We start from the raw sequence: 17,341 nt of genomic DNA on the forward strand, positions 1-17,341 counted from the left end.
TATGTGTTAATTTAAACCTAATTTTTCTGCCACATAGTCCGAGTCTTTATCACCTCGACCTGATAAATTCACCACCACAATGGTATCTTTGGACAATTGTGGAGCTTCGCGTATCGCCCAAGCAACAGCATGTGAACTTTCTAATGCAGGCACAATCCCTTCAACTCGAGATAGAGTCATGAATGCATTCAGACATTCTTCATCAGTTGCTGTTGAGTACTCAACACGACCAATATCTTTTAAGAAACTGTGTTGAGGCCCCACACCAGGATAATCTAATCCAGAAGCAATTGAATGCACAGGTAATGGCTCGCCATTTTCATCTTCCAGCACATAACACGCCATACCATGAAGTTGACTTGGTTTACCTAAAGTTAGTGTTGCCGAATGTTGATCAGTATCTAAACCATGTCCTGCTGGTTCAACACCAATCAATTTCACACTACCATCATTAAGGAATGCACTGAATGCTCCCATTGCATTTGAGCCACCGCCAACACAAGCAACAATATAATCAGGATATTTGTTAAATCTGTCTTGTGATTGAACTTTAATTTCATCACCGATAATTGCTTGGAAATCACGCACCATTTTAGGAAATGGATGTGGACCAACGACTGATCCGATGGCATAAATAAAGCTATCAGGGTCTTTCAAATACTCTTCGAAAGCACTATCAACAGCATCTTTTAATGTTGCTGTTCCACGAGTGACTGAGATTAGATTCGCACCCAAAATTTTCATTTTCACGACATTTGGATGTTCTTTTTCAATATCAACTTGACCCATATGAATTTCACATGGGATACCAACCAAGGCACAAGCGGTGGCTAATGCGACACCATGTTGACCTGCCCCAGTTTCAGCAATGACTTTTTTCTTGCCCATGTATTTAGCAAGTAAAGCTTCACCCAAACAATGGTTAATTTTATGTGCACCTGTATGGTTCAAATCTTCACGCTTCAGATAAATTTGAGCACCGCCCAATTGTTCTGAAAGTCGTTTGGCATGAAATAAAGGACTTGGACGACCTACATAATGCGCAAACAGCTCTGAAAGCTCATTTTGAAATTCAGGTGTTTTACGAATTTCTTCATAAGCAACATTGATTTCATCCATTGCTGCTTTTAAATGAGGTGGAATGAATTGACCACCATATTCACCAAAAAAACCTTCTTCATTTGGCAATGCCACACCATTGATTTGATAGCTCATATCAAGATCCTTTAGATGAATATAATTTAAAAAAGTTAGCGCGAGAGGAATTTAGTCATATCTTCAATGCCTTTTAAAGTCATTGGATACATATGATCTTCAAATAATTCTTTGATCATTCCTATCGTTTGAGTGTAATGCCAGTAATTCTCAGTTTCAGGATTCAACCAAGCCGTCTTTTCATAATGCTGGCGCAAACGACGCAGCCAAATTTCACCCGACTCTTCATTCATGTATTCGACAGAACCACCAGCAGATTTTAATTCGTATGGCGCCATACTTGCATCACCAACAACAATCACTCGATAATCTTTACCATAGGTATTAAATAAATCTAAGGTATTCATTTTTGTCGAAGTACGGCGATGATTGTCTTTCCACACGTAATCATAAAGACAGTTATGGAAATAGAAATATTCTAAAGTCTTAAATTCTGTTTTGGCTGCACTAAACAGTTTTTCACATTGTGCAATATAGGCATCCATAGAACCGCCTACATCGAACAACATTAAAACTTTAATTCGATTACGACGCTCTGGCACCATCTGTACATCAAGAATTCCCTGCTTAGCCGTTTCGCGAATCGTTTGATCTATATCAAGCTCTTCTTCAGCACCTTGACGCGCAAATTTTCTCAGACGACGCAACGCCATTTGCATATGACGTGTTCCCAAAATTTGATCATCATCAAGATTTTGGTATTTACGTTGTTCCCACACTTTCACCGCAGATTTTTTACGTCCCGGCCCTCCAATTCTCACCCCCTCTGGGTGATCACCAAAAGCTCCAAACGGTGAAGTGCCACCAGTGCCAATCATACGATTACCACCTTGGTGTTTTTTATGTTGCTCACGCAAACGCTCTTCCAGCATTTTCATGAGCTCTTCTAAAGAACCTGCTCTTTGTAGTGCTTCACGTTGCTCTGGCGTTAAGTGTTTTTCAAGGAGTTCTAAATCAAACCATTCTTTAGGAAGTTGATTAACTTTACTGAGTAAATCATCTACATCAAAGGTTTGAATGCCCTGAAAATAATCCTTCATAGCACGATCATACTTATCGAAGTAACGCTCATCCTTGACCATGACTGTCTTCACAAGCTGATAAAAATCATCTTGATCTGCAAAAACCAAACCTAGACTAATTGCTTGATTTAAATCAATCAGCTCGCGCGTCGTTACGGGGATTCCGTATTTTCGCAAGGTGTAAAACAGTCTTACGAACATAGTATCACCTATCGACGAGTCATAAATGCGAGGCGCTCAAGTAGCTGCACATCTTGCTCATTTTTGATGAGCGCACCATACAGCGGTGGAATTGCTTTTGACTTATCATGGTTTCTTAAAATATCTTCAGGCATATCATCAGCCATCAATAAGCTTAACCAATCAATTAATTCAGAAGTTGAAGGTGGCTTCTTAAGACCAGGTATTTGGCGAAGCTTAAAGAAGACCTGAAGTGCCTCACTGACCAATGTCGTTGAAATTCTTGGAAAATGAACTGCAATAATTTCACGCATGGTCTGTTCATCTGGGAATTCAATATAATGAAAGAAACAACGGCGTAAAAAAGCATCAGGAAGTTCTTTTTCATTATTTGAAGTGATGATCACAATTGGACGCTGTGTTGCAGTAATTGTTTCACCAGTTTCATAAACAAAGAATGACATTTTGTCTAGTTCATGAAGCAAATCATTTGGGAACTCGATATCTGCTTTATCAATCTCATCAATTAATAAAACGCAACGTTCTTCAGAGGTAAATGCTTCCCACAATTTACCTGGTTTAATATAGTTTTTAATATCATAAACACGCTCATCACCCAATTGACTATCGCGTAATCTTGAAACGGCATCGTATTCATAAAGACCTTGTTGAGCCTTCGTCGTTGATTTGATATGCCAAGTAATCAGTTTTAAACCCAGGCTATCAGCAACTTGTTCAGCCAATAATGTTTTACCTGTACCTGGCTCACCCTTCACTAGAAGAGGCTTTTGCAACGCTCGAGCGGCCTTCACAGCAAGCTTGAGACTATCTGTGGCGATATATTGATCAGTACCCGTAAATTGATGTGCATCAACAGACATAATGAAACCTTATTTTTTTATTTGGATAATTAAAGTGGTGGTGTCTTCACTGACGATGTGTGTCTCGGATTCTTTTGTTTAGAAGCGTACTTAGACCAGAAATAACCTGCCAATAACCCTAAAGCAATAACAAAGGCAATCAATGAGAAATTGGACCAGATCAACGGTGAATCTTTTGTTAATACCCCAAAGATCAAACCAAAAGTAGCGGGTGCTAAGGCGGAATTGGGACCTTCAGAAATCGTTGGTGTTGCCAAAATAGCAAACACAAAAATCCATGTCACTCCACCTAAAGGTGAAGGTAGGCGTTTCGCTATGCCGTACCAACACCACAGAATAATCAAAGTTCCGAGAATATAGACGGTAATTGCAATGTTATATTCTGGAATTGAATCCAACATTGAAACAAACTGATCCCATCCTCCAACTTGATTATCACGCACCGCGTAGTCCCTCTGGCTCTACCGCATTAGGATTGATCAATCCTTCAGGCGGCAATTGTAAAAAGAATCCTTTCGTCTGAATTGAATCCATCACATGTAAAACATTTGCACGCGCCAATTTGCGTTCTGCATGTAATTCCAGTGACATCACAAATGTCGCTCGGCCAAATGCATTTTTCATTGCATCAGATAATACTGATAACGGATCAACAGCTTCTTGGTTTTCCGCTTGTTCAGGACGCGCAACGTAAATATACATTTCGTCTTTCTTACTAGATTTGTAGATTTCACACCACATGATTCAAACAACACCTTTTAAACTCAAAGCAAAGCATACATCAAAAAAAACAGCGAAACATTAGCGTTTGTTAACGCATCAGTCTAGTTTAGGATGACTGGTAATTCTTTAATCAAATTTTGAGAGAAGTCATTCATTGACTTTCATTTGCATACTCAAATATTGTGCATCTTTATGAAGCAACTCAATTAATGGCTTCGTCAGTAAATCATAACGCCAACCAAGTAAATACTGAGGTAAATCTTGTTCATCGCCATGAAAAACCACATGCTGATATAAAGCACCAAGCCATTTTTTTCGCATTAACACTTCTTTGGGGATCACCAACTCTTCTGCAAGATTACCAATCATGTTATCAACATCATGGGTAATATCTTTAGATGAATGTTTAATTGGTCGAGCAATTCGTAATGGCCATTCTTCCATTGGGGGCAGCAACGCCATAATATCCAAAATCGTTTTACCGTGCTCACGAACCACATTCGGACGAATATTTTTAACTTGAGATAATTGGAAGGTATTTTTTGGATTTTTTTCCACCAAATCAATCATAGTGGCATTTTTCAGAATAAAACTTCGAGGCTGATTTAAAGCCTTCACCATTTCTTCACGCCAAACACTGAGCAATTGTAGCTGCATTAACTGCTTTCGAGAGTGTCTATAATTTCCGACATCTTCGTATAGTTTCTCTTTCGGTGTTTCTGTCGCAATCTCAAGCGTGAGGCTCTTACAGTCCTCTAGTACATACTGATAATGCCCTTTTTTCTCTAATTCATTTTTTAGCACATCGGCTAAATTCATAATATATAAGACATCATTCGCTGCGTATGCTTTTTGCTCTTCAGTTAAAGGACGTGCAAGCCAATCTGAACGTGTTTGATCTTTATCAATTTCTATATTTAAAATTTCTTTAAGCGCATTTTGATAACTGACCTGTAATCCGCGTCCGAGAAAAGACAAAGCCACCTGAGTATCAAATACATTATTAAGATGATTGCCTTTTGAATAATGGTAAATCAGATCAATATCTTCACCACAAGCATGGAAAATATTTTGCTTTGCAGCAAAAACTTTAGGCCAGAAACTCGAAAAATCTAGACGTGTACCGTCTAATAAAAACACCTGATCTGCGACATTGATTTGCAAGACACCCAATTTTGGCCATAGTGTATCAACTTTGATAAATTCAGTATCTAAACCATAAACATCTTGTTGACTCATTAGTGTCAAAACATGCTCGAGTTCTTTTTGCTCTTGGATAAATTGAAACATCATAAAAAACAATGTGCTAGATTGGTATCGAGATGTATTTTAGCTTAAATTATCAATTTTAAATATAAATTTTCAATTAAAGCGTCAAGCAAATCTATGTATACACTGTAAATAGTTATAGAACATGAAAAATTTAATATTTTTTTCGACTAAAAAACTATTCCGAAAAGTGATATTTCTCTAATCAAAAAAATAAGCACAATTTGTGCTTATTTCATTTGCATACGATTATGAACTGCTTGGCTTAAGGTATGACTATCGACATACTCAAGCTCCCCCCCTTGTGGTACACCTTGAGCAATACGCGTCATTTTGATATTCAAATGACGTGTAGCTTCAACCAAATAATGTGCCGTAGCCTGTCCTTCAACCGTTGCATTGGTAGCGAGAATAACCTCTGCTACCTGACCTTCAGCTAAGCGTTGAACTAATGCAGGTATGCCAACCTCTTCAGGCCCTATACCATCTAAAGGAGATAAATGCCCCCCCAATACATGATATTTGCCTCTGAAACTTCCACTTTGCTCAATTGCCATCACGTCTGCAGGAGATTCAACCACACAGAGCAAGGTATCATCTCGGTCTTGCGACAGACAAATGTCACACACCTCATTCTCAGTCAATGAGTGGCAAATAGCACATTCATGGATATGATCAGCGGCATCGCTAAGTGCTTCAGATAATGCCAAAGCACCCTGCTTATTCTTCATGATCAAATGCAACGCCATGCGCTGAGCCGACTTAGGCCCAACGCTTGGTAAAATTCGCAGTGCTTGGACGAGTTGGTCAAACCGTTCGCTGAACACTCGGCAATATCCTTAAAATAAACCTGACAAGCCAGGAGGTAATCCCATACCACTATTTGCAGACTTCATTGTTTCTTCTGAAATTGCTTCTGCTTGGCGTGCAGCGTCATTCATAGCAGCTGCAATCAAATCCTCAATCATATCTGGATCGTCTTGAAGTAATTCTGGATTGATTTCAATGCGTTTTACCACATTACGGCAAGTCATTGTCACTTTTACCAAACCACCACCAGCTTCAGCATGCACTTCTTTCTGTGCAAGCTCCTCTTTCGCTTTCTTGATGTTGGACTCTACTTCCTTTTGCATGCGCTGTGCTTGTTGCATAAGCATGTTAATGTTCATTTGTATACTCCGAACAAATTTAAATTAGACTAAATCAAGACCACGTTGAATGTCTGCAATAATATCATCAACGTCTTCCAAACCTACTGAAAGACGAATTAAACCTTCTGCAATGCCAGCTGCAGCCTTCGCTTTATCAGACAATTTACCATGAGTAGTCGTTGCAGGATGAGTAATCGTTGATTTTACATCCCCAAGATTCCCAGTAATAGAAATAAATTGAGTGTGATCAATCACTTTCCAAGCAGCTTCTCGCCCACCTTTTACCACGAATGAAACGATACCACCAAAACCTTTTTGTTGCTGTTTAGCCAAATCATGACCTACATGATCCGCTAAGCCAGCAAAGAATACTTTCTCGATTTTATCGTGCTGATGAAGCCACTCAGCAATCTTTTGTGCACTTTCAGAATGAGCCTTCATACGTAGACGAAGCGTTTCCAAACCTTTTAGGAAAACCCAAGCATTGAACGGACTCATAGAAGGCCCAGTTGTACGAACGTAGCCAAAAACTTCTTCAAGTAATTGATGATTACCTACGACAGCACCACCCAACGCACGACCTTGACCATCTAGATATTTTGTCGCTGAATAGACAACTAGATCCGCGCCCAATTTTAATGGTTGTTGTAGCACTGGCGTACAGAAACTATTATCAATTGCGAGTAAGGCATCATTTTCATGCGCGATATCTGCTAATGCACGAATATCAGCAATTTCCGATAATGGATTTGACGGAGATTCTACAAATAGTAGTTTAGTTTCTGGTTTGATCGCAGCTTTCCAAGCATCTAAATCTGTTAAATCAACAAAATTGACAGTCACACCAAACTTAGAAATGTATTTTTCAAATAAGGCCACGGTTGAACCAAATACTGCTCGAGAACATACAACATGATCACCAGCCTTTAAGAATGACATCGCCACCGCCATGATCGCAGCCATACCCGTACTTGTTGCCACTGCACGTTCAGCACCTTCCATTGCAGCCAATCTTTTTTCAAACATTGCGACTGTTGGGTTTGTAAAGCGAGAATAAATATTACCGGGCTCTTTCCCAGAGAATTTAGCTGCTGCTTCTGCTGCATTTGCATATACAAATGAAGAAGTTAGAAACATCGGTTCAGCATGCTCACCTTCAAAACTGCGCGTATGACCTGTACGAAGTGCTAATGTATCAAGTTGGTATTCAATGTCGTCTTGCTGGCTCATTGCTCTAAATCAGTCCTAAAAACTGCCTTTGTGAATAATTGCCAACATTTTGAGCGCCCAAAGCATTTAAGGTCAAGGTAAAATATATAAATATCGCTTAGACTTCGTTCAAATCACATGCTTATGAGATCTTCAACCTTCATGGAACATTTAAAAACTAACTGGCGTTCTAAACAAAGCAAGTTAAAAAATTTAGGGACACGCATTTTTTACGGTAAATCTTTGGTTTTATCTCAAGCAACGCCGTATGAAGTGATAGGTACTCATAAATCGAGTAAAATTCGATATTACGCATCTGAAAATAAAAAATATGTTGAGCCATTGGTCTTTGTCGCGCCTTTAGCGATCAAGATGGATATTTATGATCTTTATCCATACCGTTCTCTTATCAAATATTATACAGAGCAAGGTTTTGATGTGTATTTATTGGATTGGGGACACTTTAGCTATAAAGATCGCGATCTCAACTTTTTAGGTTTTATTGATGATGCAATCCCGAATTGTATCGATCAAATACGCACACACGCTAAATCTGATCAAATTTCTTTACATGGCTGGAGTATGGCGGGAATATTTGTTCTGTTGTACACAGCGCTCAGACAGCCGAACCATGTAAAAAATCTAATCGTTTTAGGTAGTCCAATTGATAGCTTTGCTTCAGGTAGTATCGGAAAGCTATATGCTAAGATGAATCGCTATCTTGAAAGAACTCGTCTACTCAAACATAAAGTTTATAACGGTCGTATTCCTAAGCGCCTCATTCACTCCCCAGGTATTTTAAATGCAATTGGATTTAAAATTTTAGATCCAAAAGGTTGGTATGAAGGCCATAAACAATTATTACTGAATCTTGATGATAAAAAACTTTTGCATGAACATGCCACTTTAGGTTATTTCCTCAATCATATGATTGATTATCCTGCTGGGGTAAACCAAGATATGTTATTCAATGTCTGGTTAAGAAATCCGCTAAAAAATGGTTATATCGAACTTCAAGATAAGAAAATCGAATTAAAAAATATAGACTGCTCTCTTATGATTGGCGCGGGTTCAAGCGATCAAATGGTCACAGCTGATGCTGTTAGACCATTGACTGAATTGACAAATAGTCGTGATGTCACGTTTACTCTTATTCCTGGTGGGCATTTAGGTTTAATGTCGAGTCAAAAAAGTGCCGATCAATTTTGGCCTGAACTTGCTCACTGGTTAGCAGAGCGTTCAACACAAATAGAGTAAAGAAAATGACGACAGTTGCATTTATTGGATTAGGCGCAATGGGTTACCGTATGGCAGCTCATTTACCCAAACACTATGAATCAGTTTTGGTATGGAATCGAAATTTCGAGAAAGCCAAACAACATGCAACTGAATATCAAACACAAGCTGTATCACTTCAAGAAGCTGCCCACGCTGATATCATTTTTAGTTGCTTACCAACGAGTCAGCAAGTCAATGAGATCATTCATCAAGTCGACATTAAACCTGGATCAATTTGGGTAGACTGCACCAGTGGCGTGCCTGATGCAGCTAAAGCACAACAAGCTTTTTTAAAATCAAAAGGTGTATTTTTTCTAGATGCACCTGTTAGCGGACAAACTATTGGTGCTGAAAACGCGACTTTAACCTTCATGGTAGGTGGTGAAAAAGTTGCTTTTGAAGCTGTATTACCAGCGATGCAAGCCATGGGTAAACTGATTAAGCATGTAGGAGACTCAGGATCTGGTTTTGCTGTGAAAGCAGTGAACAACATGCTCTTGGCTGTCCACTTATGTGCCGCTGCTGAAGGTTTTACTGCACTTAAAGCGCATGGTGTGGATTTAAATGAAGCATTAGAGTGCATCAATGCTTCAAGTGGTAAAAGTGGTGTGACTGAAAATGTATTGCCTCAACGGGTATTAAATCGAAGTTTTCCAAATACTTTTGCCTTACCGTTACTGAGCAAAGACACTGGTATCGCAGTAGACCTCATTCATCAAGCAAAATTATCCGCACCTGTCATTACGCTTACTCAAAGTCTAATTGGTGCTGCTAATGCAATAGCTGAACCTAATAGTGATTTTTCGACAGCAGTTAAAATGTACGAATCATGGAGCAAAATTACCTTAGAATAAATTTTCGCCATTGAATTCACATATAAAGCCCATATAATTGAAATGTGACAATATCAAATGTCCATTTCTAAATGAGGATACTCATGAATAAGTTTTTATTAGGTTTAATTACTGCTGTATCTGTTTCAGCTGGGGTTAATGCTTTTGCCGATACTACAAAAGAGTGTGAAAAACTTAAAGATGATTACAACATCATCTATGCATCAAAAGGCTTCTGTTTTAAAGATCCAGATACTAAGGCAAAGTTCGGCAATGAAAATTGCAATACAACTAAACCTAAGTTCTCAGAAAAAGAGCAACAAAAGCTTGACTCCATTAAGCAACGTCAGAAAGAATTGAACTGTAAATAATTCAATCTAATTACATTCTGGGAATAGTTATGGCTTACGATGATCAAAATATTTTTGCAAGAATTCTACGTGGTGAACTTCCTGCAATTAAAGTGTATGAGGATGAGCAAGTTCTTGCATTTATGGACATTATGCCTCAGGCAGATGGTCATACTTTAGTCATCCCTAAATCACCTGCCGTAACTTTACTCGACTTAGATCCAAACACTGCAGCGTACACGATTCAAATCGTTCAAAAAATTGCAAAAGCGATTGAAACAGCACTAGATGCAAAAGGTATAGTGTTGATGCAGTTATCTGGTGCTGCAGCTGGGCAAACCGTGCCTCACGTTCACTTCCATCTTATTCCAAGTTCAATTCATGAACTGGGTAAACACGCAGCACAAATGGGTGATCAAGAGCGTATCAAGGCTTTGGCTGAGAAGATTAAAGCTGCTTTATAACAGATCCTCATAAAAAAAGGAGCTTTGGCTCCTTTTTTTTGTTTTATGCCCTTTGATTACTATAAATTGTTTCTATCCATTTTCATGATAATGAAATAAATTCTTAATATTAGTGACTTATTTGTAATGAATACTTAGCACCAATAGAGAACAGTAGTTACAAAAAAACTACTGATCATGATTATTAGGACAATAAATCAGTCTTTACTGGAGCTAGAAATGAAAAAAACACTTTGTGCATTAGCAGTTGGGGCAACACTAATTACACCATCAATCGCAATGGCAGCCGACGTTAAAATTTATGGTCGTGCGCATGTTTCATTAGATTACCTTGATGATGGTAAAGATTATAATGAAGTAGGTCTATCATCTAACTCATCTCGTCTAGGCTTTAAAGTTGAACAAAAACTAGAAAACGATATGACCGTTTTTGGTCAAATTGAACAAGAAATCAACTTTGCTAGTGGTGGACAAAATTCAGGTGTTGATTTTGCAACACGTGATACATTTGTTGGTTTAAAAGGTAATTTCGGTCAAACTCGTGTCGGTCGTTTTGATAGCCCTTTTAAAATAGCACGTGGTCCAGTTAACTTTTTCGGCGATCAAGTAGGTGATTTACGTAATGTAACACGTGCTGGTGACTTACGTTTTGATGAGCGTAATGAAAATACCATCGAATATAAATCACCAAAATTCGGAAATGGGTTCAATGTATTAGCAGCACTTTCATTGCACGAAAGCAATTCTCCAGGCTTCACTGAAACAATTGTAGATGAAGATACTGGTGAAGTTATTCAAAAGAAAGGCGACTCTAAAAAGAATAAAGCTTACGATCTTGCATTGACCTATAAAGAAGGTCCTGTTGATTTCGCAGCTGCTTATGAACACTATGAAGAAGATGCGACTCGCGGCGAACGTGATGGCTTCCGTTTAGCTGGTGCTTATAAAATCACACCTGAGCTAAATATTGGTGGTTTATATCAATATATGACTCATGACAATGACGTAAAAAATCCTGATGCACAAGTCATTGGTGTTGCAGCTGATTATAAATTTGCACCAAAAACATATATCCGTGGTCAAGTGATGCACCGTGATGTAGATGCTAAAGATGCGAACGCAACACTCATTGCTTTAGGACTTGAACATCGTCTTGATAAAGCAGTTCGTGTTTACGGTAACGTCGCAACTGTGCTTAATGACAAAAACTCAAGCCTTACACCGTGGGAACAAGCACGTACAAATAATGTGAAGGGTTTCAAAGGTGAGGATGCTTTAGGTTTATCTTTAGGTTTCCGTTACGATTTCTAAGCCCTAATTGAGTTAAAAAAAGCACACTTATTGTGTGCTTTTTTGATTAAAATAAAATAAATCCAATTATATATATTTATCGAATATATACCAATCAATGTAATATTACTGTCACACATCAAACGTACCATCGCTGCAAGGTCTTTCCTGACGGCTTATAAAGCAATAATTGGTTCTATGCACTCTTTTGAAAACTTTCAACACAATTCAGACACTTACATTAATCGCGAACTTACATTATTAGAATTCCATAAACGAGTTTTAGCTCAAGCTAAAGACCCTCACCATCCCTTATTAGAGCGACTAAATTTTTTAATCATCTTTTCTCGGAATTTAGATGAGTTTTTTGAAATACGCGTTGCTGGACTTTTAAAACAGATCGAATTAAATCAAATAACTACTGCGCCTGATGCTATTCCCAATGAAATTATTTTAGAACAAATATCTAAAACAACGCATCATGCGGTTCAAGAACAATATCAGATACTTAATAACGAGCTCATTCCTCAACTTAAATCTTATGGTATCGAATTTATCCAATATCATGGAATTTTAGATAAATATACAGAATGGATTCAAAACTACTTCAGTAAATTTATTCAACCAGTAATCACGCCCATCAGTTTAGACCCTGCCCACCCTTTCCCCCGTTTAGTCAATAAGAGCCTTAATTTTATTGTCACACTTGAAGGTAAAGATGCTTTTGGTCGTCAGATTGAGCTCGCGATCGTACCTGCACCGAGAACTTTACCAAGGGCAGTCAAAATTCCTGATGAATTATGCGAAGGTAAGCAACATTACATCCTGTTGTCGGCTATTCTGCAACAACATATCAATGACTTATTTCCAGGAATGAAAGCGACAGGATGCTATCAATTCCGTGTAACACGCAATGCTGACTTAAATTTAGCTGACGATGTAGACGATCTAGCAGTTGCTCTTAAAGATGAACTATCTTCGCGAAGATTTGGACGTGAAGTTAGACTTGAAATTGATCACAATTGCCCAGCAACGATTAACCAATATCTACTTGAACAATTTGATTTAGAACCTTCACAACTCTATCGTGTTCAAGGCCCTGTAAATTTAGCTCGGTTATTTTCAGATTTTGATTGTCCAGATTTGAAGTTTAAACCCTATCAACCCGTGATACCGAAGATATTGAGACAATCAAAAAGTATATTTGATGTATTAAAACAACGTGATGTCCTTTTACATCATCCTTTTGACTCATTTTCACCCGTCATCAACCTGTTAAAAGAAGCTGCAAAAGACCCTAATGTCTTGGCAATTAAGCAAACTCTTTATCGCAGCGGACCAGATTCAGAGATCGTTCAGGTCTTAGCAGAAGCAGCACGAAATGGTAAAGAAGTTACTGCGATTATTGAATTACGTGCTAGATTCGATGAAGAATCCAATATCATGGTCGCCAACCTCCTGCAAGAAGCTGGAGCTGTTGTTGTGTATGGCATCGTGGGCTATAAAACTCACGCTAAAATGATTCTGGTTGTTCGTAGAGAAGCAGATCATCTGAAACGGTATGTTCATTTGGGAACTGGCAATTATCATGCTGGTAATGCAAAAATGTATACCGATTACGGTCTTCTGACCACTGATGATGACATTTGTGAAGATGTCCATAAAATCTTTCAAGAATTGACAGGTATGGGAAAAATGGCAAAGCCTAAAAAGCTGTTCCATGCACCTTTTACCTTGCATGAACAGCTTTTAAAACTCATTGCCAATGAAATCCACCATGCTAAGTCTGGTCATAAAGCGCATATTATTATCAAAGTTAACGCTTTAACTGAACCTAAATTAATCGCGGCACTTTATCAAGCGTCAAATGTAGGTGTTCAAATCGATCTGATCATTCGTTCCATCTGTTCATTAAGACCTCAAGTACCACAGTTATCAGAAAATATCCGCGTCAGATCCATTGTAGGACGTTTTTTAGAACACACACGGGTCTACTATTTTCTAGATCAAGGCAATGAGAAATTATATTGTTCAAGTGCAGACTGGATGGGACGTAATTTATTTTCAAGAGTAGAAACCTGTTTTCCGATTGAAGATAAAAAACTAAAGAAAACGATTATTAAAGATGGTCTACTGAATTATCTGAACGATAATCAACGTGCTTGGGAATTAGATCAAGACCATCAATGGAACAAGGTATGCCCAACTGATGATCAAGAAATTTTTATCGCTCAAGAATATCTAACCAATCTACGTCAAATGTAGTGATCAAACATTAAGTGTGATCCACAATGTCATTAAATTGAGCATCTAATACTTGGGCCAATGATTGAGGATCTAATCCGATATCTAGCCCTCGTTTTCCACCACTCACGTACACCTTTTTAAGAGAACTTGCCGATTGGTGAATGACTGTCTTAAGTCGCTTTTTTTGAGCAATTGGACTAATCCCACCCACTAAGTAACCGGTCAGACGCTCAGCCACTTTCGGATCAGCCATTTTAAGTTTTTTACAACTGAAAGCATTCGCCGCCTTTTTTAAATTAAGTTGATGGTCCACTGGTAAAATTGTCACAAAATAATTGACATCATCTGTCACTAGAAGAGTCTTAAAAACTTCATGTACAGATAAACCCAATTTTTGAGCTGCTTCTAAACCAAAACTTTCAGCATTAGGATCATGCTCATACTCATGAACAGAATAATCTATCTTTTTGTTTTTCAAAAATTTACAAGCTGGCGTCATGATGATTTCAGGCATTTAATAATGGCATTATTATAAGAAAATTTTTGAATCAATTTTAAAGTTTTTCTGATCTATTTATCTTACTCATCAATATATTGCAAAACTACAACACTCCAATTTATCTAGGGCTTGACCCCAATCACCAGCTTACTTATGATTTTTGCAAATTGAATTTGCACGGTTACTATTTTGCTTTTTTTACAACGTTTACAATCACCTCCCCCATCCTTTACTTTCCTTAAATATAGTTTAGTTCTATCATCGTGTATCGTGTTTGTTGGTTGCTCATCTTTAGGTGGTGGTTCAGTACAAAAACGCGCCGCAAAACTTTCAACAGGTATTCAAAAGGCATACTCTGTACACCCAGACACCGCAAATAGGGTTTCACCACTAATTGTTCAAAGTGCGCAACAATTTGATGTCGATCCCCTGTTAATGGCCGCACTTATTCGACAAGAATCGAGTTATCGAAATTATGCAGTATCACCAGCAGGTGCTGTAGGTCTTACCCAAATTATCCCTAGATATTGGCAACAATCTTGTCCAGGTGACCTTTTTCAAGAAAATATTAATATACATTGTGGGACTTTTATCCTATCAAAATATAATCAATCTGCTGGTAGCTGGAAAAAAGCACTGGCCTATTACAACGTTGGACCTACTGGATACAACACAAATCGAAAAATGAAAAAACAAGGTAAACGTTATGCCAAACAGGTTAAAGAGCATCAAAAAATTTTAAAATCACATTTATAAAAAAAGCCTCTTATGAGGCTTTTATTCTACTGTGTAATTGAAGATGCGATTTTTATTTTTTCAGGAACTGTTTCAATCACTTTTGTCCTTTTAATACATAATACGGCTATTGCACCAATTACTGCTGGTATAGCAACGGCAATGAAATTCCATTTGTGCGGCAATTCCATTCCTAAAAGAATACCAATGACAATGGGGCCGACAATTGCACCTATACGCCCTACTGCTGAAGCCCAACCAATCCCAGTTGAACGTACAGCAATTGGATAAGATTGCGCTACATAGCTATATATTAAAATACTTGTACCAATTGATGCTGCACCAGCCAATGCCACAAGTAGATAAATAACTATTGGCGGCGAATTGAAACTTAATCCAAATAAAGCAAAAGCTCCAATTACAAACATCGAAATCACTACAGGTTTGAGATGAAATTTGTCTGCTAGAATTCCACCACCAATAGTACCGATGACAGCGCCAATATTTAATGAAAGTAAAAACGTTAAACTACTTCCTAAAGAATAACCTGCAGCCATCATTAACTTTGGTAACCAACTTCCTAATGCGTAAGTCATTAAAAGACACATAAAAAAGCAGCACCAAAATAACAACGTCGTTGTCGCTCTATTATCAGTAAAAAGAGATTTAACCGATGCATCAGGTAGCTTAATTTCGTTTAGAACCAAATGAGTTGTAGAATTAACATTTAAATCTGCGTTGATCTTATTAATAATTCCTGAGGCAGGTTCATAATTTTTTTGTTTCACTAAAAATGTTAGTGATTCAGGCATATACTTCCATATAAACGGTAATACTAATAATGGAATTCCTGCAATAAAGAACATAATCTGCCAACCAAATTCAGGTGTAAATTTTACACCCAATAAAGCCGCCATAATTCCGCCAACTGCATAGCCACTAAACATAATCGTAACTAAGGTACTTCTCAATTTTTGTGGTGCATATTCAGAAGTTAAAGTTACTAAATTTGGCAAAACACCGCCGATACCAAGTCCAGCAATAAATCTTAAAATTCCAAATTCTGTTGGATTACTTGCGAATCCTCCTAAAAAAGTAAAACCACTGAACAAGGTTACACAAATTAAAATAACTTTTTTTCGACCAATTTTATCTGCCAACATACCAAAAAGCATCGCACCAAACATCATTCCCGCTAGCGCTGTGCTCGCTAATAACCCAGCTTGGACAGAAGTCATACCCCACTCTTGCATAAGAAGTGGCAACGTTACGCCATTAATTGCTAAATCATAACCGTCAAAAATTACGATAAATAAACACCATAATACGATTGATAAATGAAAGGGTTTAAATTTTGCATTATCAATTACAGCATTCACATTCATTGTCTGCGCTGTCATTTTTATCTCACCTCCAATTGTGAGTATTTTTAAAATAATGAACCTAGATTCATATTTTATATAAATGCAATAAATTAGGATTTTTGTCTATACAACTTTCTAGTGGACTATTCATTTAATAGATTGATTAATAATTCAATTGGCATAAAAAATCATGAAAATTCAAGTTTTAAGAGTTTTATATTTATTCTTAGTTACTAAGAATGAATTCTTATATAACCTTTCGACTGAAATCTTGATTTTTAATACTCAATCTGCAAATTAGGATTGGCATTTTATTTAATAGTCAACTTTGATGCTCTTTGTAAATAAAAATTTCATTGTAAATCATTCATTTTTTGAACCATTCATTATTGTTTATTATTTAGCTTTTCAACTAATTAGTTGGGTTGTTTTTATGATATTAGCCTTATCACTAAGGCATTTATTCTTTAGCATAAATTAACTGAATGGAGCTTCTTATTTAATTACAAGGTTTTTATTATTTTCAAATTCAATTTTTATATATAAAAAAACACCCCCTTCTATTGAAGGGGGTGTTTAGAATAATGAGCTGGCGATGACTTACTCTCACATGGGTAACCCCACACTACCA

Annotated in this window: 18 protein-coding genes; 7 read left to right on the forward strand and 11 right to left on the reverse strand. The window is 37.5% G+C overall.

Annotated features, from left to right (window positions below; all coding sequences use genetic code 11):
• Nucleotides 1-6 precede the first annotated feature (6 nt).
• The 9 genes from trpB to AC1M87_RS13275 all read right to left on the reverse strand — a co-directional run bounded on the left by trpB (nt 7) and on the right by AC1M87_RS13275 (nt 7,671).
• Nucleotides 7-1,215 carry a tryptophan synthase subunit beta gene (gene trpB, locus AC1M87_RS13235; protein ID WP_481593958.1) on the reverse strand — a complete coding sequence of 403 codons (1,209 nt, stop codon included), beginning with the start codon at nt 1,213-1,215 and terminating at the stop codon, nt 7-9.
• A gap of 35 nt (nt 1,216-1,250) precedes the next feature.
• Complete coding sequence (locus tag AC1M87_RS13240) at nt 1,251-2,438, reverse strand: vWA domain-containing protein (RefSeq protein WP_481593959.1); 1,188 nt, start codon at nt 2,436-2,438, stop codon at nt 1,251-1,253.
• 8 nt (nt 2,439-2,446) lie between these two features.
• Nucleotides 2,447-3,298: an AAA family ATPase gene (locus tag AC1M87_RS13245; protein ID WP_092768445.1), complete on the reverse strand. Its 852-nt coding sequence runs from the start codon at nt 3,296-3,298 to the stop codon at nt 2,447-2,449.
• A gap of 29 nt (nt 3,299-3,327) precedes the next feature.
• A complete protein-coding gene (locus tag AC1M87_RS13250) occupies nt 3,328-3,699 on the reverse strand; it encodes a hypothetical protein (RefSeq protein WP_035266633.1) in 372 nt (123 codons plus the stop codon).
• 34 nt (nt 3,700-3,733) lie between these two features.
• Entirely contained in the window at nt 3,734-4,039 is a 306-nt protein-coding gene (locus AC1M87_RS13255; protein ID WP_035266558.1) for a YcgL domain-containing protein, read from the reverse strand.
• A 129-nt stretch (nt 4,040-4,168) separates the two neighbouring features.
• Nucleotides 4,169-5,311, reverse strand: a complete 1,143-nt coding sequence (locus AC1M87_RS13260; protein ID WP_481593970.1) for a ribonuclease D — start codon at nt 5,309-5,311, stop codon at nt 4,169-4,171.
• A 209-nt stretch (nt 5,312-5,520) separates the two neighbouring features.
• Nucleotides 5,521-6,117, reverse strand: a complete 597-nt coding sequence (gene recR, locus AC1M87_RS13265; protein ID WP_481593960.1) for a recombination mediator RecR — start codon at nt 6,115-6,117, stop codon at nt 5,521-5,523.
• 12 nt (nt 6,118-6,129) lie between these two features.
• On the reverse strand, nt 6,130-6,459 hold the full coding sequence (locus AC1M87_RS13270) for a YbaB/EbfC family nucleoid-associated protein (protein WP_035266548.1): 330 nt from the start codon (nt 6,457-6,459) through the stop codon (nt 6,130-6,132).
• A gap of 24 nt (nt 6,460-6,483) precedes the next feature.
• Entirely contained in the window at nt 6,484-7,671 is a 1,188-nt protein-coding gene (locus AC1M87_RS13275; RefSeq protein ID WP_481593961.1) for an O-succinylhomoserine sulfhydrylase, read from the reverse strand.
• A gap of 141 nt (nt 7,672-7,812) precedes the next feature.
• On the opposite strand from AC1M87_RS13275, the gene AC1M87_RS13280 reads away from it, so the two are divergent.
• The 6 genes from AC1M87_RS13280 to ppk1 all read left to right on the forward strand — a co-directional run bounded on the left by AC1M87_RS13280 (nt 7,813) and on the right by ppk1 (nt 14,130).
• On the forward strand, nt 7,813-8,907 hold the full coding sequence (locus AC1M87_RS13280) for an alpha/beta fold hydrolase (protein WP_092768451.1): 1,095 nt from the start codon (nt 7,813-7,815) through the stop codon (nt 8,905-8,907).
• A gap of 5 nt (nt 8,908-8,912) precedes the next feature.
• Nucleotides 8,913-9,782 carry an NAD(P)-dependent oxidoreductase gene (locus tag AC1M87_RS13285; protein WP_481593962.1) on the forward strand — a complete coding sequence of 290 codons (870 nt, stop codon included), beginning with the start codon at nt 8,913-8,915 and terminating at the stop codon, nt 9,780-9,782.
• Between the two features lie 83 nt (nt 9,783-9,865).
• The gene (locus AC1M87_RS13290; RefSeq protein WP_035266544.1) at nt 9,866-10,132 is read left to right on the forward strand and encodes a YARHG domain-containing protein; all 267 of its coding nucleotides are present in this window, start codon (nt 9,866-9,868) and stop codon (nt 10,130-10,132) included.
• Between the two features lie 29 nt (nt 10,133-10,161).
• Complete coding sequence (locus AC1M87_RS13295) at nt 10,162-10,575, forward strand: HIT family protein (protein WP_092768455.1); 414 nt, start codon at nt 10,162-10,164, stop codon at nt 10,573-10,575.
• Between the two features lie 219 nt (nt 10,576-10,794).
• A complete protein-coding gene (locus AC1M87_RS13300; RefSeq protein WP_481593963.1) occupies nt 10,795-11,886 on the forward strand; it encodes a porin in 1,092 nt (363 codons plus the stop codon).
• 177 nt (nt 11,887-12,063) lie between these two features.
• Complete coding sequence (gene ppk1, locus AC1M87_RS13305) at nt 12,064-14,130, forward strand: polyphosphate kinase 1 (RefSeq protein WP_481593964.1); 2,067 nt, start codon at nt 12,064-12,066, stop codon at nt 14,128-14,130.
• Nucleotides 14,131-14,140: 10 nt separating this feature from the next.
• Here the strand turns inward: ppk1 and ybaK are convergent, their stop codons facing one another.
• Nucleotides 14,141-14,611: a Cys-tRNA(Pro) deacylase gene (ybaK, locus tag AC1M87_RS13310; RefSeq protein WP_481593965.1), complete on the reverse strand. Its 471-nt coding sequence runs from the start codon at nt 14,609-14,611 to the stop codon at nt 14,141-14,143.
• A 270-nt stretch (nt 14,612-14,881) separates the two neighbouring features.
• On the opposite strand from ybaK, the gene AC1M87_RS13315 reads away from it, so the two are divergent.
• Nucleotides 14,882-15,367, forward strand: coding sequence for a lytic transglycosylase domain-containing protein (locus AC1M87_RS13315; protein ID WP_373683363.1), 486 nt, complete (start codon nt 14,882-14,884; stop codon nt 15,365-15,367).
• Between the two features lie 26 nt (nt 15,368-15,393).
• Here AC1M87_RS13315 and AC1M87_RS13320 read toward each other — a convergent pair whose 3' ends face one another.
• The gene (locus tag AC1M87_RS13320) at nt 15,394-16,746 is read right to left on the reverse strand and encodes an MFS transporter (RefSeq protein ID WP_481593966.1); all 1,353 of its coding nucleotides are present in this window, start codon (nt 16,744-16,746) and stop codon (nt 15,394-15,396) included.
• Between the last annotated feature and the right edge of the window lie 595 nt (nt 16,747-17,341).

Source organism: Acinetobacter sp. 24-47-62, assembly GCF_056779765.1.